At 65.4% G+C, this 26,779-nt stretch carries 28 protein-coding genes and 1 tRNA gene; 11 read left to right on the top strand and 18 right to left on the bottom strand.

The genetic code is table 11. The annotated features are described in order from the left end of the window. Positions 1-39: 39 nt before the first annotated feature. Complete coding sequence (locus ACFSQR_RS08290) at positions 40-609, bottom strand: phasin family protein (RefSeq protein ID WP_377729230.1); 570 nt, start codon at positions 607-609, stop codon at positions 40-42. Positions 610-914: 305 nt separating this feature from the next. Between ACFSQR_RS08290 and ACFSQR_RS08285 the strand changes: the two genes are divergently transcribed. Then, positions 915-1,610, top strand: coding sequence for a nitroreductase (locus ACFSQR_RS08285; RefSeq protein WP_377729229.1), 696 nt, complete (start codon positions 915-917; stop codon positions 1,608-1,610). A 128-nt stretch (positions 1,611-1,738) separates the two neighbouring features. Further along, positions 1,739-2,863 (top strand): D-alanyl-D-alanine endopeptidase, encoded by a 1,125-nt coding sequence (pbpG, locus tag ACFSQR_RS08280; RefSeq protein WP_377729228.1) that lies wholly within the window; start codon positions 1,739-1,741, stop codon positions 2,861-2,863. 107 nt (positions 2,864-2,970) lie between these two features. Here pbpG and ACFSQR_RS08275 read toward each other — a convergent pair whose 3' ends face one another. Beyond that, on the bottom strand, positions 2,971-3,375 hold the full coding sequence (locus ACFSQR_RS08275; protein ID WP_377729227.1) for a hypothetical protein: 405 nt from the start codon (positions 3,373-3,375) through the stop codon (positions 2,971-2,973). Between the two features lie 20 nt (positions 3,376-3,395). After that, complete coding sequence (locus tag ACFSQR_RS08270) at positions 3,396-4,172, bottom strand: IclR family transcriptional regulator (protein WP_377729226.1); 777 nt, start codon at positions 4,170-4,172, stop codon at positions 3,396-3,398. Positions 4,173-4,325: 153 nt separating this feature from the next. On the opposite strand from ACFSQR_RS08270, the gene ACFSQR_RS08265 reads away from it, so the two are divergent. The 3 genes from ACFSQR_RS08265 to ACFSQR_RS08255 all read left to right on the top strand — a co-directional run bounded on the left by ACFSQR_RS08265 (position 4,326) and on the right by ACFSQR_RS08255 (position 6,431). Next, the gene (locus tag ACFSQR_RS08265; protein WP_377729225.1) at positions 4,326-4,712 is read left to right on the top strand and encodes a diacylglycerol kinase; all 387 of its coding nucleotides are present in this window, start codon (positions 4,326-4,328) and stop codon (positions 4,710-4,712) included. A gap of 151 nt (positions 4,713-4,863) precedes the next feature. Continuing rightward, positions 4,864-5,502, top strand: a complete 639-nt coding sequence (locus ACFSQR_RS08260) for a peroxiredoxin (RefSeq protein WP_377729224.1) — start codon at positions 4,864-4,866, stop codon at positions 5,500-5,502. A 155-nt stretch (positions 5,503-5,657) separates the two neighbouring features. After that, positions 5,658-6,431, top strand: coding sequence for a sulfite exporter TauE/SafE family protein (locus tag ACFSQR_RS08255; RefSeq protein ID WP_377729223.1), 774 nt, complete (start codon positions 5,658-5,660; stop codon positions 6,429-6,431). A gap of 32 nt (positions 6,432-6,463) precedes the next feature. On the opposite strand, the gene ACFSQR_RS08250 is transcribed toward ACFSQR_RS08255, so the two are convergent. Both ACFSQR_RS08250 and ACFSQR_RS08245 read right to left on the bottom strand, forming a co-directional pair. Continuing rightward, positions 6,464-7,216, bottom strand: coding sequence for an SDR family NAD(P)-dependent oxidoreductase (locus ACFSQR_RS08250; RefSeq protein WP_377729222.1), 753 nt, complete (start codon positions 7,214-7,216; stop codon positions 6,464-6,466). 10 nt (positions 7,217-7,226) lie between these two features. After that, positions 7,227-8,429 carry a family 1 glycosylhydrolase gene (locus tag ACFSQR_RS08245; protein WP_377729221.1) on the bottom strand — a complete coding sequence of 401 codons (1,203 nt, stop codon included), beginning with the start codon at positions 8,427-8,429 and terminating at the stop codon, positions 7,227-7,229. A gap of 341 nt (positions 8,430-8,770) precedes the next feature. Between ACFSQR_RS08245 and nhaA the strand changes: the two genes are divergently transcribed. The 3 genes from nhaA to ACFSQR_RS08230 are packed head-to-tail and all read left to right on the top strand — an operon-like array spanning position 8,771 to position 12,016. After that, positions 8,771-9,997 (top strand): Na+/H+ antiporter NhaA, encoded by a 1,227-nt coding sequence (gene nhaA, locus ACFSQR_RS08240; RefSeq protein WP_377729220.1) that lies wholly within the window; start codon positions 8,771-8,773, stop codon positions 9,995-9,997. Further along, positions 9,994-11,325, top strand: coding sequence for a TrkH family potassium uptake protein (locus ACFSQR_RS08235; protein ID WP_377729219.1), 1,332 nt, complete (start codon positions 9,994-9,996; stop codon positions 11,323-11,325). Before nhaA ends, ACFSQR_RS08235 begins: the two co-directional genes overlap by 4 nt. Then, positions 11,315-12,016, top strand: a complete 702-nt coding sequence (locus tag ACFSQR_RS08230) for a potassium channel family protein (protein WP_377729218.1) — start codon at positions 11,315-11,317, stop codon at positions 12,014-12,016. The genes ACFSQR_RS08235 and ACFSQR_RS08230 overlap by 11 nt, the downstream gene beginning before the upstream one ends. Positions 12,017-12,035: 19 nt before the next feature. On the opposite strand, the gene ACFSQR_RS08225 is transcribed toward ACFSQR_RS08230, so the two are convergent. The 5 genes from ACFSQR_RS08225 to ACFSQR_RS08205 all read right to left on the bottom strand — a co-directional run bounded on the left by ACFSQR_RS08225 (position 12,036) and on the right by ACFSQR_RS08205 (position 16,384). Next, positions 12,036-13,082: an aldo/keto reductase gene (locus ACFSQR_RS08225; protein ID WP_377729216.1), complete on the bottom strand. Its 1,047-nt coding sequence runs from the start codon at positions 13,080-13,082 to the stop codon at positions 12,036-12,038. A 17-nt stretch (positions 13,083-13,099) separates the two neighbouring features. Further along, on the bottom strand, positions 13,100-14,134 hold the full coding sequence (locus tag ACFSQR_RS08220; protein ID WP_377729215.1) for a quinone-dependent dihydroorotate dehydrogenase: 1,035 nt from the start codon (positions 14,132-14,134) through the stop codon (positions 13,100-13,102). A 30-nt stretch (positions 14,135-14,164) separates the two neighbouring features. After that, positions 14,165-14,899, bottom strand: a complete 735-nt coding sequence (locus tag ACFSQR_RS08215) for an arginyltransferase (RefSeq protein WP_377729214.1) — start codon at positions 14,897-14,899, stop codon at positions 14,165-14,167. A gap of 90 nt (positions 14,900-14,989) precedes the next feature. Further along, positions 14,990-15,799 (bottom strand): leucyl/phenylalanyl-tRNA--protein transferase, encoded by an 810-nt coding sequence (aat, locus tag ACFSQR_RS08210; protein WP_377729213.1) that lies wholly within the window; start codon positions 15,797-15,799, stop codon positions 14,990-14,992. Between the two features lie 9 nt (positions 15,800-15,808). Next, complete coding sequence (locus tag ACFSQR_RS08205; protein WP_377729212.1) at positions 15,809-16,384, bottom strand: NUDIX hydrolase; 576 nt, start codon at positions 16,382-16,384, stop codon at positions 15,809-15,811. Between the two features lie 162 nt (positions 16,385-16,546). Here ACFSQR_RS08205 and ACFSQR_RS08200 point away from each other — a divergent pair. Next, positions 16,547-16,623: transfer RNA gene (locus tag ACFSQR_RS08200), tRNA-Met, on the top strand. Positions 16,624-16,797: 174 nt separating this feature from the next. Here ACFSQR_RS08200 and ACFSQR_RS08195 read toward each other — a convergent pair. Further along, positions 16,798-17,667: a DNA-3-methyladenine glycosylase family protein gene (locus tag ACFSQR_RS08195; RefSeq protein WP_377729210.1), complete on the bottom strand. Its 870-nt coding sequence runs from the start codon at positions 17,665-17,667 to the stop codon at positions 16,798-16,800. Beyond that, positions 17,667-18,557 carry a DMT family transporter gene (locus ACFSQR_RS08190; RefSeq protein WP_377729209.1) on the bottom strand — a complete coding sequence of 297 codons (891 nt, stop codon included), beginning with the start codon at positions 18,555-18,557 and terminating at the stop codon, positions 17,667-17,669. Before ACFSQR_RS08190 ends, ACFSQR_RS08195 begins: the two co-directional genes overlap by 1 nt. 455 nt (positions 18,558-19,012) lie before the next feature. Here ACFSQR_RS08190 and rnk point away from each other — a divergent pair, with 455 nt between their 5' ends. Then, entirely contained in the window at positions 19,013-19,402 is a 390-nt protein-coding gene (gene rnk / locus ACFSQR_RS08185; RefSeq protein ID WP_377729208.1) for a nucleoside diphosphate kinase regulator, read from the top strand. Between the two features lie 11 nt (positions 19,403-19,413). On the opposite strand, the gene ACFSQR_RS08180 is transcribed toward rnk, so the two are convergent. Then, complete coding sequence (locus ACFSQR_RS08180) at positions 19,414-20,388, bottom strand: XdhC family protein (protein ID WP_377729206.1); 975 nt, start codon at positions 20,386-20,388, stop codon at positions 19,414-19,416. 21 nt (positions 20,389-20,409) lie between these two features. Between ACFSQR_RS08180 and ACFSQR_RS08175 the strand changes: the two genes are divergently transcribed. Beyond that, positions 20,410-20,547, top strand: a complete 138-nt coding sequence (locus tag ACFSQR_RS08175) for a hypothetical protein (RefSeq protein ID WP_377729204.1) — start codon at positions 20,410-20,412, stop codon at positions 20,545-20,547. A gap of 52 nt (positions 20,548-20,599) precedes the next feature. On the opposite strand, the gene ACFSQR_RS08170 is transcribed toward ACFSQR_RS08175, so the two are convergent. The 5 genes from ACFSQR_RS08170 to ileS are packed head-to-tail and all read right to left on the bottom strand — an operon-like array spanning position 20,600 to position 26,775. Next, positions 20,600-21,664: a M48 family metalloprotease gene (locus tag ACFSQR_RS08170; protein ID WP_377729203.1), complete on the bottom strand. Its 1,065-nt coding sequence runs from the start codon at positions 21,662-21,664 to the stop codon at positions 20,600-20,602. A 10-nt stretch (positions 21,665-21,674) separates the two neighbouring features. Beyond that, complete coding sequence (dut, locus tag ACFSQR_RS08165) at positions 21,675-22,127, bottom strand: dUTP diphosphatase (RefSeq protein ID WP_377729202.1); 453 nt, start codon at positions 22,125-22,127, stop codon at positions 21,675-21,677. Further along, positions 22,124-23,347 (bottom strand): bifunctional phosphopantothenoylcysteine decarboxylase/phosphopantothenate--cysteine ligase CoaBC, encoded by a 1,224-nt coding sequence (coaBC, locus tag ACFSQR_RS08160; protein WP_377729201.1) that lies wholly within the window; start codon positions 23,345-23,347, stop codon positions 22,124-22,126. The genes dut and coaBC overlap by 4 nt, the downstream gene beginning before the upstream one ends. A gap of 11 nt (positions 23,348-23,358) precedes the next feature. Continuing rightward, a complete protein-coding gene (lspA, locus tag ACFSQR_RS08155; protein WP_377729199.1) occupies positions 23,359-23,892 on the bottom strand; it encodes a signal peptidase II in 534 nt (177 codons plus the stop codon). Positions 23,893-23,907: 15 nt separating this feature from the next. Then, entirely contained in the window at positions 23,908-26,775 is a 2,868-nt protein-coding gene (gene ileS / locus ACFSQR_RS08150) for an isoleucine--tRNA ligase (RefSeq protein WP_377729198.1), read from the bottom strand. Positions 26,776-26,779 lie beyond the last annotated feature (4 nt).

The raw sequence follows: 26,779 nt of genomic DNA, 5'->3' as shown, positions 1-26,779 counted from the left end.
GGACTTGCGTCTCCGGCCTCCTTGCGCTGGCGGCGAAGATTACTTCTTGCCGGCTGCCTTCGGTGCTGCTGCCTGCGCAGCCTGGTTGAACTGGCCAACCGCTGCGTTGACGTTGTTCTCGAACGTCTCGGCTGCCTGCTTGGTGGTCTTGCTCAGCTGCTCGTAGCCAGCCTGTGCGTTGCCGATCGAGGTCTTGAACGCGTTGACGAAGTTCTCGGTGCCGGCAGGCGCGTTGCGGGTCACTTCGTCCACCAGTGCCACCACCTTGCGGTTGGTTTCGGCGATCTGGGTTTCGGCGGCCTTGTTGAACTCGGCCTGGGTGGTCGCGGCGATCGTGGCCAGCTGGCGGGTGTAGGACATCGCTTTTTCAGCGGTCGGCTGCGCCTGGGCCGCGGTCACGGTGAAGAATTCCTGTGGGTCTTTCACTGCCAGCAGCTGGCGCGCGGTGGCGGCCGAGTCTTCCAGCGTTGCCTTGACGGCGTGGATGTTCAGGTCGACGATTTTTTCAACGCCTTCGAATGCCTTGCTCGCCAGGGAGGAGAAAATCGCGAACTGCGATTCGAAATTGGCTTTGGTCGCATTCGAAAACTGCTCGGGGATTGCAAACATGGTGTTTCTCCAAATGGTGATGTGGGTTTATCGCTGGTTATTGTGCGTCGCAACAAAGTGCATTTTAGCCCGACTGTTCGTCAAGTCAAGCGTTTTTTGTGCACTGCACAAATGACTTGCTGCCGTTACTCTCTGTATGTATGCCCTATGGAGTGTCGATTTTTCCGGCAAACAGATGAGCATGATAGACTGAGCTGCCTATGACAGGGCGCACGATAAGTTGACACAAGTCAAAGCAAACAGGCGCCGCTATGCTGCGCCGCGCCAGTACCGCCCTGTGCTCAAAAAACAACGATGGAGATTGCATGATCAGTAACAGCCAGCAGGAAACGGTGGACGCGGCCATCACCTCGCGCCGCTCGATCCGCGCCTTCCTGGACACGCCGGTGGAACGCGAAGACATCGAGCGCATCCTGGAAGTGGCCTCGCGCGCGCCTTCCGGCACCAATATCCAGCCGTGGAAGGTGTACGTGCTGACCGGCGAGTCCAAGGAGCGCCTGTCCAGCGCGATCATGGCCGCGCACGACGATCCGGGAGAATGCCGCCGCCACACCGAGGAGTACGCCTATTATCCGCGCCGCTGGGAGTCGCCCTACATCGAGCGGCGCCGCAAGGTCGGCTGGGACCTGTACACGCTGCTGGGCATCACGCGCGAGGACAAGGAAGGCATGCACCGCCAGCACGGGCGCAACTACCGCTTTTTCGACGCGCCGGTCGGCATGATCTTTACCATCGACCGCATCCTGGAGCAGGGCTCGTGGCTCGACTACGGCATGTTCCTGGAGAACATCATGGTCGCCGCGCGCGGACGCGGCCTGGACACCTGTCCGCAAGCGGCGTTCACCCCCTTCCACCGCATCATCGAAGAGCAGCTGGGCTTGCCGGAGACGGAGATGGTGGTGTGCGGCATGGCGCTCGGCTACGCCGACCACACAAAAATCGAAAATACGCTCATTACGCAACGCGAACGATTGGACAGTTTCGTCAAATTTTTGAAATAGGTATATATTGAGAACTGATGAGTCTCAGCAGTGGTAGCGGCCTCCACGCCGCGCCTGCGTAGGACTCGATGCTCATAACTCCTGTTGCGTCAGCGCACGGGAAGCGGTACCGGTTCGAGGATCGTACGATGTTCAAATTCGCGCTGAGCGCACTTGTGTGCGCGTTTCTTTCGATGGCGCCGTCGCCCGAAGTCTTAGCAGCCGGCGAAGGCCAGGGTGCGCGCCACTATGGCGAGACGGCCAAGAAGGCCCAGATCCGCAAGCGCTCCAAGATCGTGCTCAACAAGACCAAGCGGCGAGCCAGCCGCGAGCGGCTGGAGCGGCGCGTCGTCACCGCCAACGGCAAGCGCAAGGTCATTTACGAACGCGTGGCGCGCAAGGCGCGCGTGTTCGCACCGATCGTCACGATGGGCGACCTGGCGGGCCTGCACCGCACGCGCGACCCGCTCGACCTCAAGTCCAGCGTCGCGTTCGTCCTCGACGAAAACAGCTCCGAAGTCCTGTTCGAAAAAAACGCCAACGTTGCGCTGCCGATCGCGTCGATCACCAAGCTGATGACGGGCCTGGTCGTGGTCGAAGCCAAGCAGGACATGGACGAGATCCTCACCATCACCGACGAAGACGTGGACCGCGAAAAGCATTCGACCTCGCGCCTCAAGGTCGGCACGCGCATGACGCGGGCGAACATGCTGCACATTGCGCTGATGAGTTCCGAGAACCGCGCGGCATCCGCGCTGGGCCGCCATTATCCAGGCGGCCTGCCCGCGTTCGTCAACGCCATGAACGCGAAGGCGAGGGCGCTGGGCATGAACGACACCCATTATGTGGACTCGAGCGGGCTATCCAGCCGCAATGTGGCGTCCGCGCGCGACCTGGCCAAGCTGGTCAAGGCCGCATCGCACCAGCCGATCCTGCGCGAGTATTCGACCGCCGAGAAAGCCATCGTGCAGGCGGGCCGCAGCCGCATGCAGTTCGGCACCACCAACTACCTGGTGACGCGTCCGGAATGGCAGATCGGCGTGCAGAAGACCGGCTTCATTAACGAAGCGGGGCGCTGCCTGGTGATGCAGGCGGTCGTCGCGGGCCGCAACGTGGTGATGGTATTCCTCGATTCCAAGGGCAAGCAGTCGAGGACGGGCGACGCCAACCGCATGCGCAAATGGCTCGAAACGCTGCGCGCGGGTCCTGTCACCGTCAGCGCATTGCCAGAGCAGGGCGGCAGCGTGGACGCGAGCCTGACGGCAGCGCCATGAGCGGCTAACTGCGCCGATCTGCACCGATCTCCCATCAATTGTGGCGAACGCCGGCGAGCGGCACCTTGCTGGTGCGATCGCCGCCCAACTGCGCCTATCTGCAGCGATTACCCATCAATTGCGGCCAAGTCCGCGGATCCTGCCTCCAGCCAGCGCAATGCCTGGCTAAGGTCCTTGTAGAACACGCGGTACTCGCCTTCGCCGTACTGCCCGAACGCGATCCGGGCCAGGTACGCCAGCCGGGTATTCGGCACCAGGATGGCCTTGCGCAGCGTCCGGTCAGGGAACTGTTGCCGGGCCTGCCGGTCGAGCTGTTCCTGGACCAGCGCCAGATCGATGTGCGGTTCTTCCATTTCCAGGCCGTCGTAGAGCACCCGCGTAAAGCCCGTTTCCCGCAGCAGCCGGACCACGCGCTCGTGCGTTTCGTTCAGCATTGCCTCGGTGAGCTCCCCGCGCAGGCGCGCAACGACGGTGGTGCCGAGCGGTTCGATCCAGAGCTGTTTGTCCTGCATATGCTATCCGTGCTGCCCGGTCAGGCGCGGCGAAAACCCAGCGTCGTGGAGATGTGCATCGCGGTGCCGACCAGGTCATCCAGCCATTCTTCCTGCAGCCGGTCCGCAGGCGCGGAAATCGACAGGCCCGCTACCAGCTTGCCGCTGTCGTCGTAGATGCCGGCCGCCATGCAGCGCACGCCCAGTTCCAGCTCCTCGTTGTCGCGCGCATAGCCGCGCGCGCGCACCAGCGACAGCTCGCGCTCCAGCTTGGACAGGTCGGTTATCGAATTCTTGTTGTGGCCCGCCAGCCCGGTGCGGGTGGCATAGGCGCGGATGGCCTTGGGGTCGTCGACCGAGAGGAACAGCTTGCCGGTCGAGGTGAGGTGCAGCGGGCCGCGTCCGCCGATGGCGCGCACCACCTGCATTCCCGAGCGCTCGGAAAAGGCGCGGTCGATATACACGATCTCGTCACCCTGCCGGACCGACAGGTTGACGGTTTGCTGCGTCTTTTTGTGCAGTGCACGCATGGCGTCCAGCGCAGCCTCGCGCACCGACAGGCGGCTCTTGACCACGTTACCCAGTTCCAGCAGGCGCATGCCGAGGCGGTAGGTGCCCGGTTCGACCCGGTCCACGAAGCGCGTCGTCACCATGTCATTCAGGATACGGTGCGCCGTTGAGGGGTGCAGCCCGGAGACCTTCGCCAATTCCTTGAGGCTGACCGGGTCCGTATAGGTGGCCAGCGCGTCCAGCAATGCCACCATGCGCTCGATGACCTGAATCGACGTCTTTTGCGGTTCGATCGTTTCCATTTTCATGATGTGGTTGGTGCGGTGCAGTATCGTTCGATTCGTTATACCACAATGTGAAAAAGTTTGGCAATCTGCACACGATCGAGGCGATAATCGCAGGATGCCCGGACGGCGTGAGTGGGGGAAACCCTTATTTGTTTTCAGCAAGGAATTGAGCAGATGGATGAACCGGTGAGCGAGTTCAAGAGCAAGAGCGGCCTGCGCCGCGTGTTGGATGCGTTTGGCTATTCGGTGGAAGGGGTAAAGGCCGCCTGGCGGCACGAGTTCGCGTTCCGGCAGGAGATCGTGGTGGTCGTGTTCGCGACGCTGGTGGCGCTGGCGCTGCCGGTCTCGGCCTTCCAGAAGCTCATGATGATCGTGGTGCTGTTGCTGGTATTGATGGTCGAGCTTGTCAATTCGGCGATCGAAGCCGTGGTCGACCGCGTGTCGCTGGAGCGCCATCCGCTCTCCAAGCGCGCCAAGGACCTCGGCAGTGCAGCCGTGGCGATGGCGATTATCATCGCCGCGCTGACCTGGGGCACGATCCTGTTCACCCGCTTCTATTGAGCGCTGGCCGGCATGCAAAGTTCACATATCGATATGTGAATACCGCACAGCGCGTTCGATCATAGTGCGCTAACATGTTCCTCCGCCGTGCGATGAGGCCGGCCTCATCGGCGCGGATTTCGTTTTTCCACTAGCTAAGGAGAACTGGAACATGACACTACGTTTGGGCGACACCGCACCGGATTTCGAACAGGACACGTCGATTGGCCGCATCCGGTTCCATGAATGGGCAGGCAACTCGTGGGTGGTCCTGTTCTCGCACCCCGCCGACTTCACCCCGGTCTGCACCACCGAGCTGGGGCTGACGGCCAAGCTCAAGGACGACTTCGACAAGCGCAACGTCAAGGCGATCGCACTGTCGGTCGACCCGGCCGAATCGCACAAGAAATGGATCAACGACATCGAGACGACGCAGGACTGCGTGGTCGGCTTCCCGATCATCGCCGACGCGGACAAGAAGGTCGCCAACCTGTACGACATGATCCACCCGGAACAATCGACCACCGCCACCGTGCGCTCGGTGTTCCTGATCGACCCGAACAAGAAGATCCGCATGATGCTCACCTACCCGATGAGCACCGGCCGCAACTTCGATGAAATCCTGCGCGTGATCGACGCGCTGCAGCTGACCGACGGCTACTCTGTTGCCACCCCGGGCAACTGGAAGCCGGGCGACGACGTGATCATCCCGCTGTCGATCCAGAATCCCGAAGAGATTAAGAAAAAGTTCCCCAAAGGCTACGAGGCCCCGCGTCCGTACCTGCGCATCACCCCCGCGCCGAACAAGTAAGCGCGAAGGGGACTGTCCCGCCGCGTGACGCGTAGCCGCGGACAGTCCCCATCCTATATGCCCGGTGTGTCTATGCTAATAAGCATACCGTTGTTGGGTATCCGCCCCGGCAATGCGATCATGCATCCTCGCCATAGTGGCGCAGGAGCATTCTGTTGGATTTCAATTTCATTATTTCGGGTTTTGCGGTCGGCGTCCTGGTCGGGATGACCGGCGTGGGCGGCGGCTCGCTGATGACGCCGCTCCTGACGCTGATGTTCGGCGTCGCGCCGTCCGTCGCGGTCGGCACCGACCTCGCATTCGCATCGATCACCAAGAGCGTCGGCACGATCGCGCACCGCGTGCGCGGCACTGTGGACTGGCGCATCGTGCGCCTGCTGTGCGTGGGTGCGCTGCCCGCCGCCGTGCTCGCCACGCTGGCGCTCAAGCAGCTGGGCGCGCTGGAAGAAGAGGTGGCGCAATTCATCCGTTACACCATTGCCGTGTCGGTGCTGCTGACCGTGGGCGCGATCCTGTTCCGCAAGCGCATGCTGGCGTGGATCAGCGCGCATCCGGAGCGCCAGCTGCAGGGGCGCGCGCTGGACCGGGCCACCGTGATCGCGGGCGCCACGCTGGGACTGCTGGTGACGGTGTCGTCCATCGGCGCCGGCGCGATTGGCGCGACGCTGCTGGTGCTGCTGTATCCGCGCCTGTCGCCTGCACAGGTGGCGGGGACCGATATCGCGTATGCCGTTCCGCTGACCGCAATTGCGGCGGTGGGACACTGGTGGCTCGGGTCCATCAACTGGGCGCTGCTGGGGGCGTTGCTGATCGGGTCGGTGCCCGGCATTACACTGGGGTCGTGGTTCGCGCGCTCGGTGCCGGAGCACTTCCTGCGCGGGCTGCTGGCGGCCACGCTGACCGGCGTCGCGGTCAAGATCATTTACTGATGGCGTGACGTTGCCTGCGCTGGCATGACAGGTCAGGGCGCGTGGCTGCCGAGGATGGGCAGGCGGCCGCCGTCGATCGTCAGCACTGCGCCGGACACGAAGCGGGAGCGCTGGCTGGCCAGGAACAGGGCCGCCTCGGCAATCTCCACCGGCTGCGCCACGTCGCGCGGATCGACTTTCTCCTTGCCGGACATGATGCGCGGATTATTCCAGAGCATGCCCGTGTCGACCGCGCCGACGCGCAGCGCATTCACGCGGATGTGCATGCGATAGCATTCGAGCGCCAGCGCGCGCGTCAGCGCTTCCAGCCCGCCCTTGCTGGCCGAATAGGCCGAGGTGGCGACGTCCGTCGCCACCGCGTGCACCGACGAGATGTTCACGATCGCGCCGCCATGCGGCATCGCCGGCAGCGTGTATTTGGCAAACAGGAACGGCCCCTTCAGGTTGACCGACAGCGTCAGGTCCCAGTCGGCTTCGTCCATGTCCACCAGGCGCACGCCCTTCATGACGGCGGCGTTATTGACGAGCACATCGACGCGCTGCCAGCGCTGCGTCACCGCCGCCACCGCGGCGCGCACCTGTGCGCTGTCGCTGACATCGGCATGCACGTAGAAGCATTCCCCGGCGCCCAGCCGGCGCAGTTCGGTTTCGACCTTGCGGCCCTGGTCGTCGGAATGGCCGACCAGCGCCACCTTGGCTCCTTCCTGCATGAAGCGCCGCGCAATCGCTTCGCCGATTCCGGAAGTTGCGCCCGTGACAATCGCTACCCGATCCTGCAATTCCATCCACGCTCCTTCAGTTAAGGCACAGCATGCCGGTCTTGGTTTCCTTGTCCCACGTCTTGATCAGCTCGCGGTATGCCTCTCCCACAGGTCGGATCTGGCGATCCAGGCCGTACAGTCCGAAGTGGTTGACCTTGCCGTTGTTGGCGATCAGCAGGCTGTCCCAGTCCACCTGGTCGAGCAGGCTGTACCAGGTGAACCCGACAATCGGCACGCCATCGAGCTTGAGGCGGACCAGGTTGGCCCATTGCTGCTGCAGCCAGGTGCGCGCATCCTTTTCGAAGCCGCCGTCCTCGCGGTTGTTGGTCTCGGTGTGCATGACGGGCAGGCGGTAGCGGTCGTAGTACTGGCGCGTGATCACGTAGTAGCCGAACATTTCGCAGGCGTAGGTCTGGCCGTCCGGATACACGATGTGCTCGTTGGTGGCGTAGTAGTCGTTGCCCATGACGCACACCGCCTTCACGTTGCGGTCAAGGAAGAAATGGTATTCCTCGCGCGTCATGCCATGGTCGAGCAGGTATTCGAGCATGGTGCCGCGCACGTCGTAGCCGTAGTTCAGGTCGAGTGCGAGGAAACGCAGCTCGTTGAGGTGGCTGGCGATGCGCATCGCGCCGGGATCGATCGGATGGAAGTATTCCGACGACTCGCTCTGGATGAATACGGCGTCCTTGCGGAACGCGCAGATCGCTTCGGTGGCGAGGATGTTGGCCTTGACGATGTGCTTGGTGGCGGTGACGAAGGCGAGGTCGGACGACAGGCGCTCGTTCCACATCCCCTTGCGCGCCGAGAAGTTCGCCGTCACGTACATCTCGTTGACCGGCGTGTAGTAATCCACCCACGGGTAGCGCCGCGCGAACGCCGCCGCGTAGTTGCCGAACATGTGGGGGAACTCGGGATTCTGGAAGTTCTCGATCCAGTCCGGCACGCCAAAGTGGCACAGGTCCACGATCGGCGAGATGCGCAGGCGCTTGAGTTCGGCAAATACCTCGTCGGTAAACGACCAGTCATAGCGGCCGGGGCCGAGGTGCACCTTGTAGTAGGGCGGCCCGTAGCGCAGCACGCGGATGCCGAGGTCGTGCACCAGTTGCAGGTCTTCCTTCCAGCGGCGGTAGTGGTCGGTCTTTTCCAGCTCGTCGACACGGTGAGGGCGCCCGTCACTCAGCTTGATGACGGGGTAGCTGTTCTCGATACCTGTGGCAAACAGAAACTGACGCATGTGTCCATCCGGTTCCGGTCGCACACGTTCCTTGCGGACCCGCGCACCGTATAGGAACAGCTTGGACGGGTCATCCCCGCCCGTCTGTTAGACGGCTCACATTTACCGCGGCAGCATGGCTGAAATTGGCTGCATGACAACTCGGGTATAATTTGGCAAGGGTGTCGATGCCATGCCGGCATGACAGGAATCGCGCTGGTCGGGCCGCCACGCGCTCTCCGACATCCATCGACCATGCAAAACTCCGACCTGATCTCCCAGGCGCCTGCGCGCCGCGCCGACCCGCCTTCTCCACCCGCCGCCTGCCGGCGCTGCACTGCCAGCCGCGAGCGGAGGGGCTGATGCGCATCGAGATCCCGCTGTCACAAACATTCAGGAAATTCGCCCAGTCCGGCAAGGCCGGCGGCGTGCTGCTGATCCTGTGCACGCTGCTATCGCTGGGCATCGCCAATTCGCCGCTGGGCGAGGACTACCTCGGCTTCTGGCGCCAGGTCGTCGCCGGCCTGAGCATCGAACACTGGGTCAACGACGCCCTGATGGCAGTGTTCTTCCTGCTGATCGGGCTGGAACTGGAACGGGAACTGCAAAACGGCGAGCTGTCCGACCTGCGCAACGCAATGCTGCCGATCGTGGCTGCCGCTGGCGGCATCGCCATTCCTTCGCTGATCCACTTTACGCTGAACGGCGGCAGCCCGACCCAGGCGGGCATCGGCATTCCCATGGCCACCGACATCGCCTTCGCGCTGGGCGTGCTGGCGCTGCTCGGCAAGCGCGTGCCGGCATCGCTGAAAATTTTCCTGACCGCGCTGGCCGTGATGGACGACCTGGGCGCCATCATCGTGATCGCCGTGTTCTACACGGCCGAGGTGTCGTTCGCCTACCTGCTGGCGGCGCTCGGCGTGTTTGCCGTCCTGCTGGCGATGAACCGCATCTGGCGCATCATGGCCTTGTGGCTGTACCTGCTGGGCGGCGTGCTGATGTGGTTCCTGATGCTCAAATCCGGCGTGCACGCGACCATTGCCGGCGTGCTGCTGGCGTTCGCGATCCCGTATTCGGCGGCGCAAGACGATGCCGCCTCGCCCTCGCACCGGCTGGAGAACGCGCTGCACAAGCCTGTCGCCTTCCTGATCCTGCCGGTCTTTGCGCTGGCCAACACGGGCATCGTGATCGGCGCCGGCTGGGCCCAGGAGCTCCTGTCGGCGAACAGCGTCGGCATCCTGCTGGGGCTGGTGGCCGGCAAGCCGGCGGGCATCGTCCTGTTCAGCCTGGTCGCCGTCATGCTCGGCGTCTGCCGCCTGCCGCTCGACCTGGCGTGGCGCCACATCCTCGGCGCCGGCCTGCTGGGCGGGATCGGCTTCACCATGTCGATCTTCATTACCAACCTGGCGTACGCGGGACAGCCGGAGGTGATCAATGCGTCGAAGATGGCAATCCTGCTGGCCTCGCTCATGGCGGGCCTGCTCGGCTTTGCCTGGCTCAGCCGCATGGGCGCACCGCTGGCGTCCGACCCCGACCCTGACACGATGGACTTCGACGACCGCCGCCCGCCCGGGAGCGCCGGCGGATGAACAAGGTTGTCATCCATCCGGCCCGGGCCGTTCCGTTGGCCTTCCTGGTCACGATCCTGCTCGGCACCGCAGTCCTGATGCTGCCCGCCGCCCACGTAGGCGGCGGGGTGGCGCCGTTCAGCGTGGCCTTCTTTACGGCCGTATCGGCGGTGTGCGTGACCGGCCTGGTGGTGGTCGATACCGGCACCTACTGGTCCACCTTCGGGCAGTCCGCCATCATGGCCATGTTCCAGTTGGGCGGATTCGGCATGATGACGGCCGCAACCCTGCTGGGACTGATGGCGAACCGTTCGCCGCGCCTGCGCACGCGCCTGATGACGCAGACCGAGACGCGGTCGGTCGGGCTGGGCGACGTCACCAGCATTGCGAAAGTCGTCATCCTGGTGACCCTGCTGATGGAGGCGGCGGTGGCCGCGGTGCTGGTCCTGCGCCTGCATTTCAGCCACGGCCTGGACTGGCTGGAAGCCGGCTGGTCCGGGCTGTTCCATTCCATCTCGGCCTTCAACAACGCGGGCTTTTCCATCCACGCCGATGGCCTGATGCGCTACGCCGGCGATGGGCTGGTGCTGGTGCCGATCATGCTGGCGATCGTGGTTGGCGGCATCGGCTTCCCGGTACTGCACGACCTGCGGGTGCGCTTGCGCGATCCGCGCCACTGGTCGCTGCACACCAAGCTCACGCTGGCGGGCACCGCGGTGCTGCTGCTGGGCGGGTTTGCCGCGGTGCTGCTGTTCGAATGGGGCAACGCCAGGACGCTGGGGGCCTTCGACTTCGGCGACAAGCTGCTGAACAGCCTGTTCATTTCCGTGTCGGCCAGGACGGCCGGCTTCAACGCCGTCGATATTGGCGCGCTGACGCAGGAGACCTGGTCGCTGCACTACCTGCTGATGTTCATCGGCGGCGGCAGCGCGGGCACGGCGGGCGGGGTCAAGGTGGGCACCGTTGCGGTGCTGTTCCTGCTGGTGTGGGCGGAGGCGAAGGGCCACACCGATACCGAGGCGTTCGGGCGGCGCGTGGGCGCGTCCGCGCAGCGCCAGGCGATTACGGTGCTGGTACTTGGGAGTATCCTCGTCTCGGTCGGGACCGTTTTCCTGCTGCGTGTGTCCGACTTCCCGACGGACCAGGTCATCTTCGAAGTGATTTCCGCGTTCGGCACGGTCGGGCTGTCGACCGGCATCACTGCGCAGCTGCCGGTGTCCGGGCAGATGATGCTGGCGCTGTTAATGTTTTTTGGCAGGGTAGGCACGATCACGCTCGCCACCTCGCTGGTGCTGGGTGAACGGCGCATGCCTTATCGCTATCCGGAGGAGCATCCAATTGTTGGGTAGAATTTTTTCAGAGCAGTTCTCTTTTGCAGCCGGCGACAGCGTGGTCGTGATCGGCCTGGGCCGTTTTGGCGGCGCGGTGGCGCAATCCCTGATGCGCCTCGGCCACGACGTGATGGGGATCGACCGCAGGGAAGAGCTGGTGCAAGTCTGGGGTGATCGGCTGACGCACGCCGTGCAGGCTGATTCGACCAACGAAAATGTCATGCTGCAGCTGGGTGTGGGCGACTTCTCGCATGCCATCGTCGCCATCGGTTCCGATCTGTCGGCCAGCCTGATGACGCTCATGGTATTAACGGAGCTGGGCATCAAGGATATCTGGGTCAAGGCGATGACGCCCGACCACGGCCAGATCGCACAGCGCATCGGTGCGCACCACGTCGTCTATCCGGAGGCGGACATGGGGGCGCGCGTGGCGCACCTGATCACCGGGCGCATGATGGACTTCATCGAATTCGAGGACGGCTTCGCGATCGCCAAGATCAATGCGCCGGCCGAGACCCACAACCTGACGCTGGCCGACTCGCACGTGCGCTCGCGCTTTGGCGTCACGGTGGTCGGGGTCAAGCGCATGAACGAGGACTTCCAGCACGCCTTGCCGGAGACGCGCATCCTGCCGGCGGACCTGCTGATCGTGTCCGGCCCGACCAAGAAAATCGAAGAGTTCGCGGCCGGCGAGCGCAAACGCAAGTAGGGCAGCTGACTGCGGCGAGCTACTGGCCGGGGTTGGTCAGGCGGGCGTGGATGGCGTCGATGGCGCCGATGAGGTCCGGCGCCAGCGTGATGTCCGCGGCGCCGATGTTCTCTTCCAGCTGGGCCAGCGTGGTCGCGCCGATGATGGTGGAGGCCACGAACCAGCGGCTGTAGCACCACGCCAGCGCCATCGCGGCCGGCGTCATGCCGTTGGCGCGCGCCAGCGCCGCATACTCGGCGGCGGCGGCCAGCACAGCCGGGCGCAGGTAGCGCGGGCTCCAGCCGGGCGGGAAGATCGTCAGGCGGCCATGCGCCTTCGGGTTGTCGAGATACTTTGCCGATAGCTGGCCGAACGCGAGCGGGCTGTAGGCCAGCAGGCTGACGCGCTCGCGGTAGCAGGTCTCATCCAGCAGGCTGGTCTCAAAGCCGCGTGCGGTCAGGTTGTACAGGTTCTGGATGGTGGCAATGCGGGGCAGGCCCCTGGACTCCGACTGCTTGATGAATTCGCTCACGCCCCATGAGGTCTCGTTCGATACGCCGATGTGGCGGATCTTTCCTTCTTCGACCAGCTTGCCCAGCACCTCCAGCGTCGCTTCGACCGGCACGCTGTCGCGTTCCTTCGACGGGTCGAACATGTTGTTGCCGAAGATCGGCGCGTTGCGGCTCGGCCAGTGCAGCTGGTACAGGTCGATGTAGTCGGTCTGCAGGCGCTGCAGGCTCGCTTCGACGGCGGCGCGGATATTCGCCTCGTCCAGGTTGTTGCGGCCGCCGCGGATCCAGTGCATGGACGGATTCGGTCCCGCGACTTTGGTGGCCAGCACCACGTCGGCGCGGCGGCCGCTTTTCTTCAGCCAGCTGCCGATGAAGCGCTCGGTCGATCCCTGCGTTTCGGCGCGCGGCATCACCGGATACATTTCGGCGGTATCGATGAAATTGACGCCCCGCTCCAGCGCGAAGTCGAGCTGGCTGTGCGCGTCCGCTTCGGTATTCTGCTCGCCGAAGGTCATCGTGCCGAGGCAGACCTTCGATACGTGAAGGTCGGTGTCGCCAAGCCGGTTGCGCTGCATCGCGTGCTCCCTTTGCGTTAGCGGCGGATCGCGCTGGCGCACTCGCGCACCAGCGCCGGGCCGCGGTAAATCAGGCCGCTGTACAGCTGCACCAGCTGCGCGCCCGCGTCCATCTTCGCGCGCGCATCCTCGCCCTTCATGATGCCGCCCACGCCGATGATCGGAATGGCGTCGCCCAGTTCGCGCTTGAGGCCTGCCACGACCGCGTTCGACAGTTCGAACACGGGCGCGCCCGACAAGCCGCCCGCTTCCTCGCCATGCGGCATGCCCTGCACGGCGGTGCGCGAGAGGGTCGTGTTGGTGGCGATGACGCCGTCGATCTTGTGGCGCAGCAGCGCGCCCGCGATTTCCCTGATCTGGTCGCCGTCGATGTCCGGTGCGATCTTCAGCGTGATCGGCACGTAGCGCTTGTGCCTGTCCGCGAGGCGCGATTGCGCGTCCTTGAGCTGCGACAGCAGCGCATCCAGCTCGGAGGCGCCCTGCAGCTGGCGCAGGTTCTTGGTGTTGGGCGAGGAGATGTTGACCGTGACGTAGGTTGCGTACGGGTAGACCTTTTCCAGGCAGGCCAGGTAGTCGTCCGCCGCGCGCTCGATCGGCGTGTCGGCGTTCTTGCCGATGTTCAGGCCCAGCACGCCGCCTTCCTGGTAGTAGCGCGAGCGCTGCACGTTGGCGACGAAGGCGTCCACGCCGCCGTTATTGAAGCCCATGCGGTTGATGATGGCGTTGGCGGCAGGCAGGCGGAACATGCGCGGTTTGGCGTTGCCCGGTTGGGCGCGCGGGGTGACCGTGCCCACTTCGATGAAGCCGAAGCCCAGCGCGGCCAGGCCGTCGATGTAGGCGCCATCCTTGTCCAGGCCGGCGGCCAGGCCCACCGGGTTCGGGAACACGATGCCCATCACGGTGCGCGGATCGGGCGCCGGCTTGCTGCAGGCGCGCGTGAGGCCGAGCGACGCGGCGCGGCGCAGGGCAGGAAGCGTGAGGTTGTGCGCGGTTTCGGCGTCGAGCGAGAACAGCAGCGGGCGGGCGAGGGCGTACAGGAGCTTGTCGGACATGGCGGGGCGGGATGATGGAATCCCGCTATTTTACCGTGCGGCCGACACCACGCTCCAGCGCCCGTCCTGCCGCGCTTCGAGCGGGCGGAAGTTGATCTTGTAGGACATCTTCTGGCTGTGTTCGATCCAGTAGCCCAGGTAGACGTAGGGCAGGCCCAGTTCGCGCGCCTGCGCGATCTGCCACATCACGTTGTAGGTGCCGAACGAGGCGCCCGGCACGTCGGGGTCGAAGAAGGTGTACACGGACGACAGGCCGTCCGACAGCACGTCGATGATCGAGACCATGCGCAAGGTGCCGTCCGGCTCGCGGAACTCGACCAGGCGCGTGTTGACGCGGCTCTGGAGCAGGAACTGCGCATACTGGTCGCGGCTGTCCTGGTCCATGCCGCCGCCGATATGGCGGGTGGTCTGGTAACGCAGGTACAGGGCGTAGTGCTCGTCGGAAAATCCAAGCGTGGCGATCATTGGGCGCAGCTTTTCGTGGCGCGTCCAGGCCCGCTTTTGGGCGCGGTTGGGCTGGTACTGGAGCGCGCACACGCGCACCGGGATGCAGGCGTGGCAGCCGTCGCAGTTGGGGCGGTAGGTAAAGATGCCGCTGCGGCGAAAGCCGTTGCGCACCAGTTCGGAATAGACGTCCGCGTTGATCAGGTGCGAGGGCGTGGCGACTTGCGAACGCGCCTGGCGCGTGTCGAGGTAACTGCACGCATAAGGTGCCGTGATGTAGAACTGCAGCGTCGAGAAGGGCAGGTCGTTCAGGTGCGTCATGCGTGCGTCCCCAGGGCTGACTGGCTGGAGTCCATTGTAGCCAAAGTTTGGGATGTCGATGGTGCGCGCGCACTCATCCGTGGCGCCGCATCATCCCCGCGCGGGCGGGGATCCATACTGAGCCTGCGCAGCGCCCCGGTCCTGGGCTTCGCTCAACCCGGCCTGGACCGCCGCGTGCGCGGGGAGCAGGGAAGGCGGGCTGTCCCAGTCGACGATCTGGGGCGCGGCGATGGCCTGCCGCAGGTGCGCCAGGAATTCGCGGCGCGGGATCGGCGCGGCGCCCAGCGAGGCGAGGTGTGCGGTCTCCTGTTGACAGTCGATCATCATCACGCCGTGCATGCGCAGGAAGCCGACCAGGTGCGCCAGCGCCACCTTGGAGCCGTCCGGCACGCGCGCGAACATCGACTCGCCGTAGAACATGGCGCCGATCGACACGCCATAGGCGCCGCCCACCAGTTCGCCCTCGTGCCACAGCTCGGACGAGTGCGCGTAGCCCATCCGGTGCAAGGCGGTGTAGCCGGCCACGATCTCCTCGGAGATCCAGGTGCCCGGCCCGTCGCGGCGCGGTTCGGCGCAGGCGCGCATCACCTGCTCGAAGGCGCTGTCGAACTTCAGCTGCCACGGGCCGCCTTCGCGCATGCTGCGCTCGACCTTGCGCAGCGTCTTGCGCAGGCTGGACGAAACGTGGAAGTCACCGGTCTTGAGCACCATGCGCGGATCGGTGCTCCACCAGAGGATCGGCTGGCCCTCGGAGAACCACGGGAAGATGCCCTGGCGGTAGGCGGCCAGCAGCCGCTGCGGGGACAGGTCCGCGCCCGCCGCCAGCAGCCCGGGCGCGTCGACGGTCAGCGCCTGCGACACGTCCGGGAACGGGGTGTTGGATTCGAGCCAGGGGATCATGATGCGTGATCAGGCGCCCGCGGAGCGCATGGGGCGCACGATGTCGTGGCTGTAGAAGCCGTGCACGCCGCCTTCGCGCATGCGGGTGCGGTCTTCGAAGAACAGCTCGAGCGTCTTGCGGATGGTGGGGAAGGCCAGCTCGTCCCACGGGATCTCGGACTCGGCGAAGAGGCGCACTTCCAGCGACTCGACGCCCGCCTCGAAGTCCAGGTCCAGCAGGCGCGCGAGGTAGAACAGGTGCACCTGGTGGACCTGCGCCACGTTCAGCAGCGTAAACAGGCTGCCGAGCTCGATGCGCGCGCCGGCTTCTTCTTCCGTCTCGCGCACGGCGGCCTGCCCGGTGGTTTCCTCGTTTTCCATGAAGCCGGCGGGCAGCGTCCAGTAGCCATAGCGCGGTTCGATCGCGCGGCGGCACAGCAGCACCTTCAGCGGCCCGTCCTGCTCCCATACCGGAACCGAGCCGACCACCAGCTTGGGGTTCTGGTAGTGGATCGCGCTGCATTGCGCGCACACGTAGCGTGGCCGGTTGTCGCCTTCGGGGATGGCCAGGGCGACAGGGTGGGCACACTCGGAACAGAATTTCATAAATCGGCTTTGTGGAATGAGGACTTCACTTTACACCGTTTCCGCACTGCGATGACGCACCGCCACGGCCGCGTTATCGTGCATGGCCTGCTGCAATCGCACAAGTAAATGGGATTAAGTTTGCCTAAAGCGGGAAAGCTGCGTATAATACTTCGTATCAGACGCGGGGTGGAGCAGTCTGGCAGCTCGTCGGGCTCATAACCCGAAGGTCACAGGTTCAAATCCTGTCCCCGCAACCAGATTCCAAAGCCGCTGGCTCTCAAACGAGGCCAGCGGCTTTTTCGTTTGGGGTTTGGGGACTGTCCCCGCAGGGGACTGTCCCCAGCTTTTTAGCGTGCTTAGCCTCTGAGCTTATTAAAAAGCTGGGGACGGTACTGCCCGCTCAGCGGCTTTCAGGGACAGTCCCCTGCGGCTCAGAGGCTCGCCCACAGATGGGCCGCCACCATGGTGCGATGCGGCGCATAGCCCGCCAGCCAGCGTTCCGCCTCCGCAATCGACGGCTTCTCCGCCGTTCCCAGCAGCTTCTGCAGCGCGCTGCGCACCGCCACATCCCCATGCAGCGAGCAATCCCCGTAGCCGAACCCGCGCAGCAGCGCATAGTTGACCGTCCACGGCCCGATGCCCTTCACCGCCAGCAGTGCCGCGCTGGTGCGCTCGACGTCGCCCGTGCGCTCCAGCGACAGCCCGCCTTCGGCGACCAGCGTGGCAAGCCTGATCAGCGTTTCCGCTTTCGAGCGCGAGAACTTGCGGGTGGTGAGGTCCTCCACGTCCAGCCTCGCGACGTCGGCGGCCTCCGGATAGCAGAGCAGCCCGCCGCTGTGCGCACGGCCGGCCTGCTGGATGAAGGTGCGCCGCAGCGCGATCGCGAAGGTCAGGTTGATCTGCTGGCCGATGACGGCCCAGGTCAGCGCCTCGAACACGGTGGCCGACTGTACGATGCGCAGTCCCGCATGCCGGCGCGCGAGCGGCCCCAGCACCGGGTCGGCCCTGGCGAACTCCAGGAAGCGGTCCGGGTCGATGCGCAGGCCCAGGATGTTCAGGAGCGCGTCGTCCACCATCGCCTCCTGTGCGGCATCGAGCGCGCAATCGGATGCCACTTCGCAGACCGCCTCGGCATCGCCGAATGTCACATCGAGCAGCACCGGCGTACCGCCGAGCAGGACGGCCTTGCGCAGGCGCTCCTGCGTGACCTGCTCCGCAATGCCTTCGGCGTCGCGGCTGTGGAAGGCGAGGACATCCTGCTTCCGGTAGCCCGGCGGCAGCGCGATGCGGCGGACGGCCATCAGCGCGCGGCCGCCGCAGCCGTCCGTCCGAAGCGCGGCTTGAAGCCCGTCACCAGCATGGTGCCGCCGATCACGATGGCCGAGCCGGCGATGGTGTGCCAGCCGATCACCTCGTGCAGGAACAGCGCGCCCCACAGGATGCCGAAGATGGGATTGAGGAAGGTGACCGTCAGCGCCGACGTCGGGCCGACATCGGCCACCAGCTTGAAATACAGCAGGTAGGCGATGCCGCTGCACAGGATGCCCAGGGCCAGCGCGGCTGCCATCACGCCTGCTGTCGGCTCGCCGGGCGACGGGAAGAACGGCAGCGCGGGAATGACCAGCAGCGTCGCGGCCCACATGCTTCCATGCGCGTTGGCGAATGGTTCCACCGCCTTGGCCGACCTGGCGTAAGTGCTGGCCACCGAGTAGCAGAACGCGGCCGCCAGGCCGGCGGCGATGGCGATGCCCGCGCCGGGGAGCTTGCTGACATCGTCAAAGCCGACCAGCAGCGCCACGCCGGCGGTGCCCATCGCCAGCCCGAGCGTGGTGCGCATCTTGATGCCCTGGCGACCCCACACGGCGCCGATCAGCGCGCCGAACATCGGCGCCGTGGCGTTCAGCACCGACAGCACGGAGGCGGACAGCGTCGACGCCGCATACGCAAACAGCAGGAAGGGCAGGGCGGAATTGAAGAAGCCCAGCATCAGGTAATGCTTCCAGTGCGCGCGCAGGTCGAGCCGCCTGTTGAGGAAGTAGCCCACGATGGCGAGGAACACCGCCGCGAACGCGACCCGGTATTCGATCAGCACCGCCGGCCCGAGCACCGGCGCGCTGATGCGCATGAAGAGGAAAGAGCCGCCCCAGATGGCAGCCAGCAGGATCAGTCGCAGGAAATTGGCGGTATTCATGTGTCGGTGTGGTTTGGTAGCCGGGGCCTGTCCCCGCAGGAGCCAGCAAGTATCGCACGCCCGGCCGGCCCCCGCTCCCCGCATCTTGCTTTTAAAGCCACGGTGGCGGAATCGGCCATGTTTGGGCCGATTCCGCCAGGCGCTGTCCTCCCCGCACGGACGGGGTTATACTCACCACATGACCGCGCCGCGCATCCGCCATTGCCACGCCCTGCATCCGCACACCGCGGAAGGCGCCCGCGCGTCCATCTCCCCAGCCGGAACCACCGTTGCAGGCGCGCGCCGAGCGCAATGCTCGAGCCGCGATCTCGCCTGGCTTTTCCAGGCTCGGTGAGCGGAAAACGGGCACCCGCCTGTCACCTCTCCCGAGCCACCTCCATCCGAACCGTCAGTCTTTGATCCGCCAGCGGGCACGCGTTCGAGCGTCCGCTCCTGGCACATTTGGAAGGAACAACATGAAACCCGAAATCATCGTCACCACCCGTGACTTCGAGCGCCTGATCGCGCTGATCGATTCGCTGCCGCCCACCGCCCATTGCGAAGGCCTGCTGGGCGAGCTGGAACGGGCCGAGCTGGTCGACGGCGACGAGGTGCCGCCGGTCGTCGTCACCATGAACTCCACGGTCCGCTTTTCCCTTGGCCACGACGGGGAAGCGTTCTGCATGACGCTCGTGTATCCGCGCGAAGCGGGCGACAACACGATCTCGGTGCTGTCGCCGGTCGGCAGTGCGTTGCTGGGGCTGGCGGTGGGAAGCAGCATCGAATGGGCGGGGCCGAACGGCCCGCTGGTCGTCAGGGTGCTCGATATCGTCTACCAGCCCGAACGCGACGGCGTGCTGGCGTAGGCGGCAGTCCCCTATGCCGCGGCGTGGGGGACGCGCAGCGACTGCGGCACGCCGTTACGGATGGCGGTCATCTCGGCCATGATCGAAATCGCGATCTCGGGTGGTGTCTTGCTGCCGATGTACAGGCCGATCGGCCCATGCAGGCGCGCGATCTGTGCCGGCGTGAGGTCGAACTCGCGCAGGCGTTCGCGCCGCCGCGCGTTGTTCGCGCGCGAGCCGATGGCGCCGACGTAGAAGGCGTCGGATTTCAAGGCTTCCATCAAGGCCAGGTCGTCCAGCTTGGGGTCGTGCGTCAGCGCGACCACGGCGCTGCGCGCATCGAGCCGCATCTCCAGCACCAGGTCGTCCGGCATCGCATGCACGGGTTCGATGCCCGGCAGGTTCCAGCTGGCGCGGTAGTCTTCGCGCGGGTCGCAGACGGTGACGTGGTAGTCCATGGCGCTGGCGATCTGCGCGAGGATGCGCGAGAGCTGTCCGGCCCCGATGACCAGCAGGCGCCAGCGCGGGCCGTGCACGGTCGTCAGCACGCCGTCCTGCATCCGCAGCACGTCGCCGGCGCCCGCCGCATCCAGCGTAACCGCGCCTGTTTCCATGTCGAGCCGGCGCGCGACCAGCTGATGGCCTTCCAGCAGTGCGAGCAGTTCCGCGATGCGGCTGGCGGCGCCCAGTGGCTCCAGCGCCAGTTCGATGGTGCCGCCGCAGGGCAGGCCGAAGCGGTGCGCCTCGTCGGCGGTGATGCCATAAGTGACCAGCTCGGGCCGGGTGCGGGTAATGCCTTCGCAGCGCACGCGCTCGATCAGGTCGTCCTCGATGCAGCCGCCGGAAACGGAGCCGCTAACGCGGCCGTCCTCGCAGATCGCGAGCAGGGCGCCGGCGGGACGCGGGCTCGATCCCCAGGTCCGCACCACCGTGACCAGCAGGCAGCGCTGGCCAGCGTCGATCCAGGCGCTGGCCGCTTTCAGAACCTCGAGGTCGATGCTGTCCATGGATCGAATATACTACCGGGCATGAGCAAAGATAAGAAAAAGCGGGGCGACTCGCCCAGGTTCGACCTGTTGCTGCTGGCCTGCCTGGGAGCGGTGGCGTTCATTGCGCTGATCGTGTGGGCGACCATGACGTGGCCCGAACTCGCCGACTTCATCTGATCGGGGAAGGGGACAGTCCCGCAGGCCGCTGAGCGGGCGGTACCGTCCCGGATCAGGGAACGAGGGCCTGTTTGGCCTTGCGCTTGGCTTCCACTTCATCGACAGCCTTGCCGATGGTCGCGAGCCGCACCTGCGTCGACGGGTGATTCGCCACGTAGCCATTCAGCACGCTGGCCGGATAGGTGTCCGCCAGGCGCTTCCAGAATTTTTCCACGCCGTCCAGGTCGTAGTTCGCACGCGCGAGCAGGTACACCGCGAGCCGGTCCGCCGCCGCATCCAGGTCCGACGGCATCGCCTTGACGCCGCCGCTGCCGATCAGCATCGACAGGTCGGGCCGCACCGACACCAGGTTGTCGATGATCGAGGACAGGGTGCTGTTCTGGCGCTGCGATTGCGGATGGCCCAGCATGTTGTGCGCGATCCCGCGCGCCATCACGTAAGCCAGTTCGTCGTTCGACTGCGCGAAGTTGAGCATGCCGCGCGTGACCAGCACGCGCGAGCCGTCCGCATACGAGTTCACGTTGTCCGAATTGCCCAGTTCAATGCCAAAGCCGCAGGCGCGCGTGACCGGCACCGCGATGTCGCGGTTGGCGCCGTCGCGCGAGATGACCATGTCGATGGTCGCATTCTTGGCCACCAGCGGCCCGAGCACGGAGCCCACGGTCGACGGCGCGGTGGCGCCGGTCGGAATCGGCTTGCCCTCGGCGGACACGAGGCCGTCGCCGCGGCGCAGGCCGGCCTTGGAGGCGCCGCTGCCAGCCAGCACGCCGGTGACCTGCATCTGGTCGCCCATGCCGAACGCATAGTGGGCCGCTTCGTTGAATTCGCCCGGATAGTAGTAGCGGTTCTTGGCGGTGAAGCCGAGCAGGTTGCGCGCGTGCGATTTGCACAGCTGCGCGTTGTTGATGAGGAGCGGCGCGGCCACGCTGTACAGGCGCGCCTGCTGCTCCGCCATCCTGGTGAGGTAGTCCGCAGCGGCGGCCAGTTTCGGCGACAGGGCAGGGGCCTTCTCGACCGGGCGCGGGGCCTCGGCTTCAGGTTGTACCGGTCCCTGGGTGGTGCACGCGGCGAGCAGCAGCGCGGATACGACGCCAAGCCAGGTAAGCTTGCGGTTCATTGACGACTCCTTAGTGTTTGCCGGTGCTGCCAAACCCGCCAGCACCGCGTTCGCTTTGTTCGAATTCTTCGACGACGTTGAATCCGACTTGCAGGACCGGGACAATCACCAGCTGCGCCAGCCGCTCCATCGGCTGGAGCGTGAAGGCCTTCTGCCCGCGATTCCAGGTCGAGACCATGAGCTGGCCCTGGTAGTCGGAGTCGATTAAGCCTACCAGATTCCCAAGGACAATGCCGTTCTTGTGGCCCATGCCGCTGCGCGGCAGGATCATCGCCGCATAGCGCGGATCGCCAATGTGGATCGCCAGCCCGGTCGGGATCAGCACCGTCGCTCCGGGTTCGAGCGTGACCGGCAGGTCGATGCAGGCGCGCAGGTCGAGGCCCGCGCTGCCCGGCGTTGCGTACTCGGGCATGAATTCCTTCATGCGCGGGTCCAGGATCTTGACGTCGATATTCTTTTTCATATGAGGGCCTGGCGCTCGATGCGCTTTGCGATTTCCGAAATGAGCTGGCGTGCCAGCGTCAGCTTGTCCGCGCGCGGCAGCACGGTGTGCCCGTTTTCGTCGAACAGCATGATGGTGTTGTCGTCCTGGCCGAAGGTGTGGTGGCCGATGTTCCCGACCAGCAGCGGAATGCCCTTGCGTTCGCGCTTGGCCGCGCCGAAGTCTTCCAGCTTTTCCGACTCGGCCGCGAAGCCGACGCAGTAGGGCCAGCCCGAGATCGAGGTGGTGGCGGCCACGCTGGCCAGGATGTCCGGGTTCTCCTCGAACTCCAGCGACGGCGTCGCGCCGCCTTCCTGCTTCTTCATTTTCTGTTCGCTGGCGTTCGCGACGCGCCAGTCGGCCACCGCGGCGACGCCGATGAACACGTGCACGCCCTTGAGTGAGTCCATCACGGCCTGCTTCATCTGCTGCGCGCTCTTCACGTCGATGCGGCGCACGCCGTGCGGCGTCGGCAGCGCGGTCGGGCCGGATACCAGCAGCACGTCGGCGCCGGCTTCGCGCGCTGCGCGGGCGACCGCGTAGCCCATTTTGCCCGAGGAGAGATTGGTAATGCCGCGCACCGGGTCGATCGCCTCGTAGGTCGGGCCGGCGGTGATCAGCACGCGGCGGCCTTCCAGCACCTTGGGCTGGAACGATGCGATCAGCTCTTCCACCAGCTGCTCGGGTTCGAGCATGCGGCCAAGGCCGGTCTCGCCGCAGGCCTGCTCGCCGGCGGCGGGGCCGAACAGGCACACGCCGTCCGCCTTCACCTGCGCGACGTTGCGCTGGGTGGCGGCGTTCTGCCACATCTCCACGTTCATGGCCGGCGCAATCAGCAGCGGCACGCGCGCCGGGCGCGCCACGCACATGGTGGAGAGCAGGTCGTCGCAGGCGCCGTGCGCCAGCTTGCGAATGAAATCGGCGGAGCAGGGCGCGATCAGGATCGCGTCGGCGTCGCGCGTGGTGTCGATGTGGGCCATGTTATTGGCCACGCGCGGGTCCCACTGGTCGGTGTAGACCGGCTGGCCCGACAGGGCCTGCATGGTCACTGCGGTGATGAAGTGCGTGGCCGCGTCGGTCATCACGACCTGCACGGACGCGCCTTCCTTCACCAGCGCGCGGCACAGCTCCGCCGACTTGTAGCAGGCCACGCCGCCGGACAGGCCGAGGACGATGCGTTTGCCTTCGAGTTGCCGGGCCATGGTGTGTCCCTTTACTTGCGGTTGACGCGCCGCAGCTCGTCGATGATGAACATGGCCGCGCCCAGCGTGATCGCGATGTCCGCGAGGTTAAACGCCGGGAAGTGGCCGATGCCGGTCCAGTGGAAGTCGAGGAAGTCCACCACGTGACCGTACACGACACGGTCGATCACGTTGCCGATTGCGCCGCCCATGATGAACGAGAACGACAGGCAGAACAGGCGCTGGTCGGCGTGCTTGCGCAGCTGCTGGACGATGAACACTACCGCGATGATGCCGACGGCGGTGAAGAAATAGCGCTGCCAGCCGCCCGCGCCCGCGAGGAAGCTGAACGCTGCGCCCTTGTTGTACGCCAGGACCAGGTTGAAGAACGAGGTCACCGGCAGCACTTCGCCATAGTGGAAGATCTTCTCGATCACGATCTTGGTGAGCTGGTCGAACAGCACGATGATGGCCGCGATGCCCAGCCACGGTACCAGCGAGCCGCGCGGGGCCGACTTGGATGCGGAGAATGCAGGTTTGCCTGCGACTGCTTTTTTGGTTGCCATGTTCACGGTCGCCGCTTATGCAAAGTGGCGCTTTTCGCCGGCGCCGAACAGGTTGGCGTGGCAGCGTCCGCACAGGCCCGGATCGTTGGCGTGCTGGCCGACGTCCGCGCGGTAGTGCCAGCAGCGCTCGCACTTGGCCGCCAGGGACGGGTTCACGACCACCGACTCTTCGGCTTCGCTGGCCGCTTCCACCACCTTGGCCTGCGAGGTGATGAACACGAACTTGAGGTCGTCGTCCAGGCTCGCCAGCGCGCGGTACTTTTCGCCCGATGCGGCGATGGTCAGCTCGGCCTGCAGGGACGAGCCGATCGCGCCTTCGCTGCGCAGTTCTTCCAGCTGCTTGGTCACGTCCGCGCGCACGGTGCGCAGCAGGGCGTACTTGGCCAGCAGTTCGTCGCGCTTGGCCGGCTGCGGCACTTCCCACCAGGTCTGGGTGAAGATGGTTTCGTCGCTTGCGGCATAGGCCTCGCCGCCGGCGAACACTGCCCACGCTTCTTCGGCGGTGAAGGACAGCATCGGCGCCATCAGGCGCAGCAGGCTTTGCGTGATGTGCCACAGCGCGGTCTGCGCCGAGCGGCGCGCTTTCGAATCGACGCCGGAGGTGTACAGGCGGTCCTTGAGGATGTCGAGGTAGAAGCCGCCCAGGTCTTCCGATGCGAAGTTCTGCAGCTTCGAGACGACCGGGTGGAACTCGTAGGCCTCGTAGTGCTGGGTGATCGCCTTCTGCAGCTCGGCCACGCTGGCCAGCGCGTACTGGTCGATCTCGATCATCTCGTCGACCGGCACGGCGTGCGCCTTGAAGTCGAAGTCCGAGGTGTTCGCGAGCAGGAAGCGCAGGGTGTTGCGGATGCGGCGGTAGGATTCGGTCACGCGCTTGAGGATCTCGTCGGAGATCGACAGCTCGCCCGAGTAGTCGGTCGAGGCGATCCACAGGCGCAGGATGTCGGCGCCGAGCGTATCGGAGATCTTCTGCGGCGCCAGCGTGTTACCCAGCGACTTGGACATCTTCTTGCCTTCGCCGTCCACGGTAAAGCCGTGCGTGAGCAGGGCCTTGTACGGCGCGCGGCCGTTCAGCATGGAGGAGGTCAGCAGCGACGAGTGGAACCAGCCGCGGTGCTGGTCCGAGCCTTCCAGGTACAGGTCGGCCGGGAACTGCGACTGCGCCGCGTGGGAGCCGCGCAGCACGGTCTGGTGCGTGGTGCCGGAGTCGAACCACACATCCAGCGTGTCGCGGTTCTTGACGTAGTTGTCGGCGTCGGCGCCCAGGATGTCCTTCGGGTCGAGCGCATGCCATGCGTCGATGCCGTTCTTTTCGATCATCTGCGCCACTTCTTCCAGCAGGCGCGGGGTCTCCGGATGCAGCGTGCCGGTCTCGCGGTGGATGAAGAAGGCCATCGGCACGCCCCACTGGCGCTGGCGCGACAGGGTCCAGTCCGGACGGTTGGCGATCATGCCGTGCAGGCGCGCCTTGCCCCACGACGGGTAGAACGCGGTCTCCTCGATCGCCTTGAGGGCGGTTTCGCGCAGCGGCGCGGCGCCGTCCTTCGGCACGATGTCCATGCCGGCGAACCACTGGTTGGTGGCGCGGTACACGATCGGGGTCTTGTGGCGCCAGCAGTGCATGTAGCTGTGGTCGAACATCTTCAGCTCGAACAGCGCGCCTTCCTCGGTCAGCGCGGCGCAGATCGGCTTGGACGCCTCCCAGATCGTCATGCCGGCGAACAGCGGCAGCGTGGAGGCGAATCGGCCGTCGCCCATCACCGGGGTCAGGATCTCGTCGTCCTTGATGCCGTGCTCCTTGCAGGACACGAAGTCTTCCAGGCCGTAGGCGGGCGCGGAGTGCACCACGCCGGTGCCGCTCTCGGTGGTGACGTAGTCGGCCAGGTACAGCGGCGACAGGCGGTCGTAGAACGGGTCCTTGCGGTAGAGCGGATGGTGGAACCGGATGCCGGCCAGCTTCTCGCCCCTGGTGGTGGCGAGGATGGTGCCGGCGTCGAGCTTGTAGCGCTCGAGGCACTGCGCGGCCAGGTCCTTTGCCAGCAGCAGCATCAGCGGCTTGCCGTCGCGCGTGGTCTGCACCAGCGCGTACTCGACTTCCGCGTTCACATTCAGCGCCTGGTTGGACGGGATGGTCCATGGCGTGGTGGTCCAGATCACGATGAAGCCGTCGCCTTCCGGCAGCTGCGGCAGGCCGAAGGCGGCCGCCAGCTTCTCGCGCTCGGCGAACGGGAAGCCGACATCGATGGCAGGATCGCGCTTGTCCTGGTATTCCACTTCCGCTTCGGCCAGCGCGGAGCCGCAGTCGAAGCACCAGTTCACGGGCTTCAGGCCGCGGTACACGTAGCCTTTTTCCAGCAGCTTGCCCAGCGCGCGCAGCTCGTCCGCCTCGTTACCGAAGGCCATGGTCTTGTACGGGTTGTCCCACTCGCCCAGCACGCCCAGGCGGATGAAGTCCTTCTTCTGGCGCTCGATCTGTTCGTTGGCGTAGGAACGGGCCTTGGTCAGCACTTCCGCCGTCGGCAGGTTCTTGCCGTGCAGTTTTTCGATCTGGATCTCGATCGGCATGCCGTGGCAGTCCCAGCCCGGCACGTAAGGCGCGTCGAAGCCGGCCATGGTGCGCGACTTGACCACCATGTCCTTGAGGATCTTGTTGACCGCGTGGCCCAGGTGGATGTCGCCGTTCGCATACGGCGGACCGTCATGCAGGATGAACATCGGGCGGCCCTTGGCGGCCTTGCGGATGCGCTCGTAAATCTTCTTGTCCTGCCATTGCTTGACCCAGCCCGGTTCGCGCTTGGCGAGGTCGCCACGCATCGGGAACGGGGTGTCGGTCATGTTGACCGGGTATTTGCTTTCGGGTTTTTTAGCGGCTTTATCGGACATGGCG

It is taken from the genome of Pseudoduganella sp. GCM10020061, assembly GCF_042683405.1.
Classification (GTDB): domain Bacteria; phylum Pseudomonadota; class Gammaproteobacteria; order Burkholderiales; family Burkholderiaceae_D; genus Telluria.
The sequence above is the reverse complement of the archived record's forward strand: the minus strand, read 5'-3'. Positions and strand labels throughout refer to the sequence as shown.

Bases quoted from the DNA above. Each gene is read 5' to 3' on its own strand.
- ACFSQR_RS08290 (WP_377729230.1), bottom strand. From the start codon at position 609: ATGTTTGCAATCCCCGAGCAGTTTTCGAATGCGACCAAAGCCAATTTC.
- ACFSQR_RS08285 (WP_377729229.1), top strand. From the start codon at position 915: ATGATCAGTAACAGCCAGCAGGAAACGGTGGACGCGGCCATCACCTCG.
- pbpG (WP_377729228.1), top strand. From the start codon at position 1,739: ATGTTCAAATTCGCGCTGAGCGCACTTGTGTGCGCGTTTCTTTCGATG.
- ACFSQR_RS08275 (WP_377729227.1), bottom strand. From the start codon at position 3,375: ATGCAGGACAAACAGCTCTGGATCGAACCGCTCGGCACCACCGTCGTT.
- ACFSQR_RS08270 (WP_377729226.1), bottom strand. From the start codon at position 4,172: ATGAAAATGGAAACGATCGAACCGCAAAAGACGTCGATTCAGGTCATC.
- ACFSQR_RS08265 (WP_377729225.1), top strand. From the start codon at position 4,326: ATGGATGAACCGGTGAGCGAGTTCAAGAGCAAGAGCGGCCTGCGCCGC.
- ACFSQR_RS08260 (WP_377729224.1), top strand. From the start codon at position 4,864: ATGACACTACGTTTGGGCGACACCGCACCGGATTTCGAACAGGACACG.
- ACFSQR_RS08250 (WP_377729222.1), bottom strand. From the start codon at position 7,216: ATGGAATTGCAGGATCGGGTAGCGATTGTCACGGGCGCAACTTCCGGA.
- ACFSQR_RS08245 (WP_377729221.1), bottom strand. From the start codon at position 8,429: ATGCGTCAGTTTCTGTTTGCCACAGGTATCGAGAACAGCTACCCCGTC.
- nhaA (WP_377729220.1), top strand. From the start codon at position 8,771: ATGCGCATCGAGATCCCGCTGTCACAAACATTCAGGAAATTCGCCCAG.
- ACFSQR_RS08235 (WP_377729219.1), top strand. From the start codon at position 9,994: ATGAACAAGGTTGTCATCCATCCGGCCCGGGCCGTTCCGTTGGCCTTC.
- ACFSQR_RS08225 (WP_377729216.1), bottom strand. From the start codon at position 13,082: ATGCAGCGCAACCGGCTTGGCGACACCGACCTTCACGTATCGAAGGTC.
- ACFSQR_RS08220 (WP_377729215.1), bottom strand. From the start codon at position 14,134: ATGTCCGACAAGCTCCTGTACGCCCTCGCCCGCCCGCTGCTGTTCTCG.
- ACFSQR_RS08215 (WP_377729214.1), bottom strand. From the start codon at position 14,899: ATGACGCACCTGAACGACCTGCCCTTCTCGACGCTGCAGTTCTACATC.
- aat (WP_377729213.1), bottom strand. From the start codon at position 15,799: ATGATCCCCTGGCTCGAATCCAACACCCCGTTCCCGGACGTGTCGCAG.
- ACFSQR_RS08205 (WP_377729212.1), bottom strand. From the start codon at position 16,384: ATGAAATTCTGTTCCGAGTGTGCCCACCCTGTCGCCCTGGCCATCCCC.
- ACFSQR_RS08195 (WP_377729210.1), bottom strand. From the start codon at position 17,667: ATGGCCGTCCGCCGCATCGCGCTGCCGCCGGGCTACCGGAAGCAGGAT.
- ACFSQR_RS08190 (WP_377729209.1), bottom strand. From the start codon at position 18,557: ATGAATACCGCCAATTTCCTGCGACTGATCCTGCTGGCTGCCATCTGG.
- rnk (WP_377729208.1), top strand. From the start codon at position 19,013: ATGAAACCCGAAATCATCGTCACCACCCGTGACTTCGAGCGCCTGATC.
- ACFSQR_RS08180 (WP_377729206.1), bottom strand. From the start codon at position 20,388: ATGGACAGCATCGACCTCGAGGTTCTGAAAGCGGCCAGCGCCTGGATC.
- ACFSQR_RS08175 (WP_377729204.1), top strand. From the start codon at position 20,410: ATGAGCAAAGATAAGAAAAAGCGGGGCGACTCGCCCAGGTTCGACCTG.
- ACFSQR_RS08170 (WP_377729203.1), bottom strand. From the start codon at position 21,664: ATGAACCGCAAGCTTACCTGGCTTGGCGTCGTATCCGCGCTGCTGCTC.
- dut (WP_377729202.1), bottom strand. From the start codon at position 22,127: ATGAAAAAGAATATCGACGTCAAGATCCTGGACCCGCGCATGAAGGAA.
- coaBC (WP_377729201.1), bottom strand. From the start codon at position 23,347: ATGGCCCGGCAACTCGAAGGCAAACGCATCGTCCTCGGCCTGTCCGGC.
- lspA (WP_377729199.1), bottom strand. From the start codon at position 23,892: ATGGCAACCAAAAAAGCAGTCGCAGGCAAACCTGCATTCTCCGCATCC.
- ileS (WP_377729198.1), bottom strand. From the start codon at position 26,775: ATGTCCGATAAAGCCGCTAAAAAACCCGAAAGCAAATACCCGGTCAAC.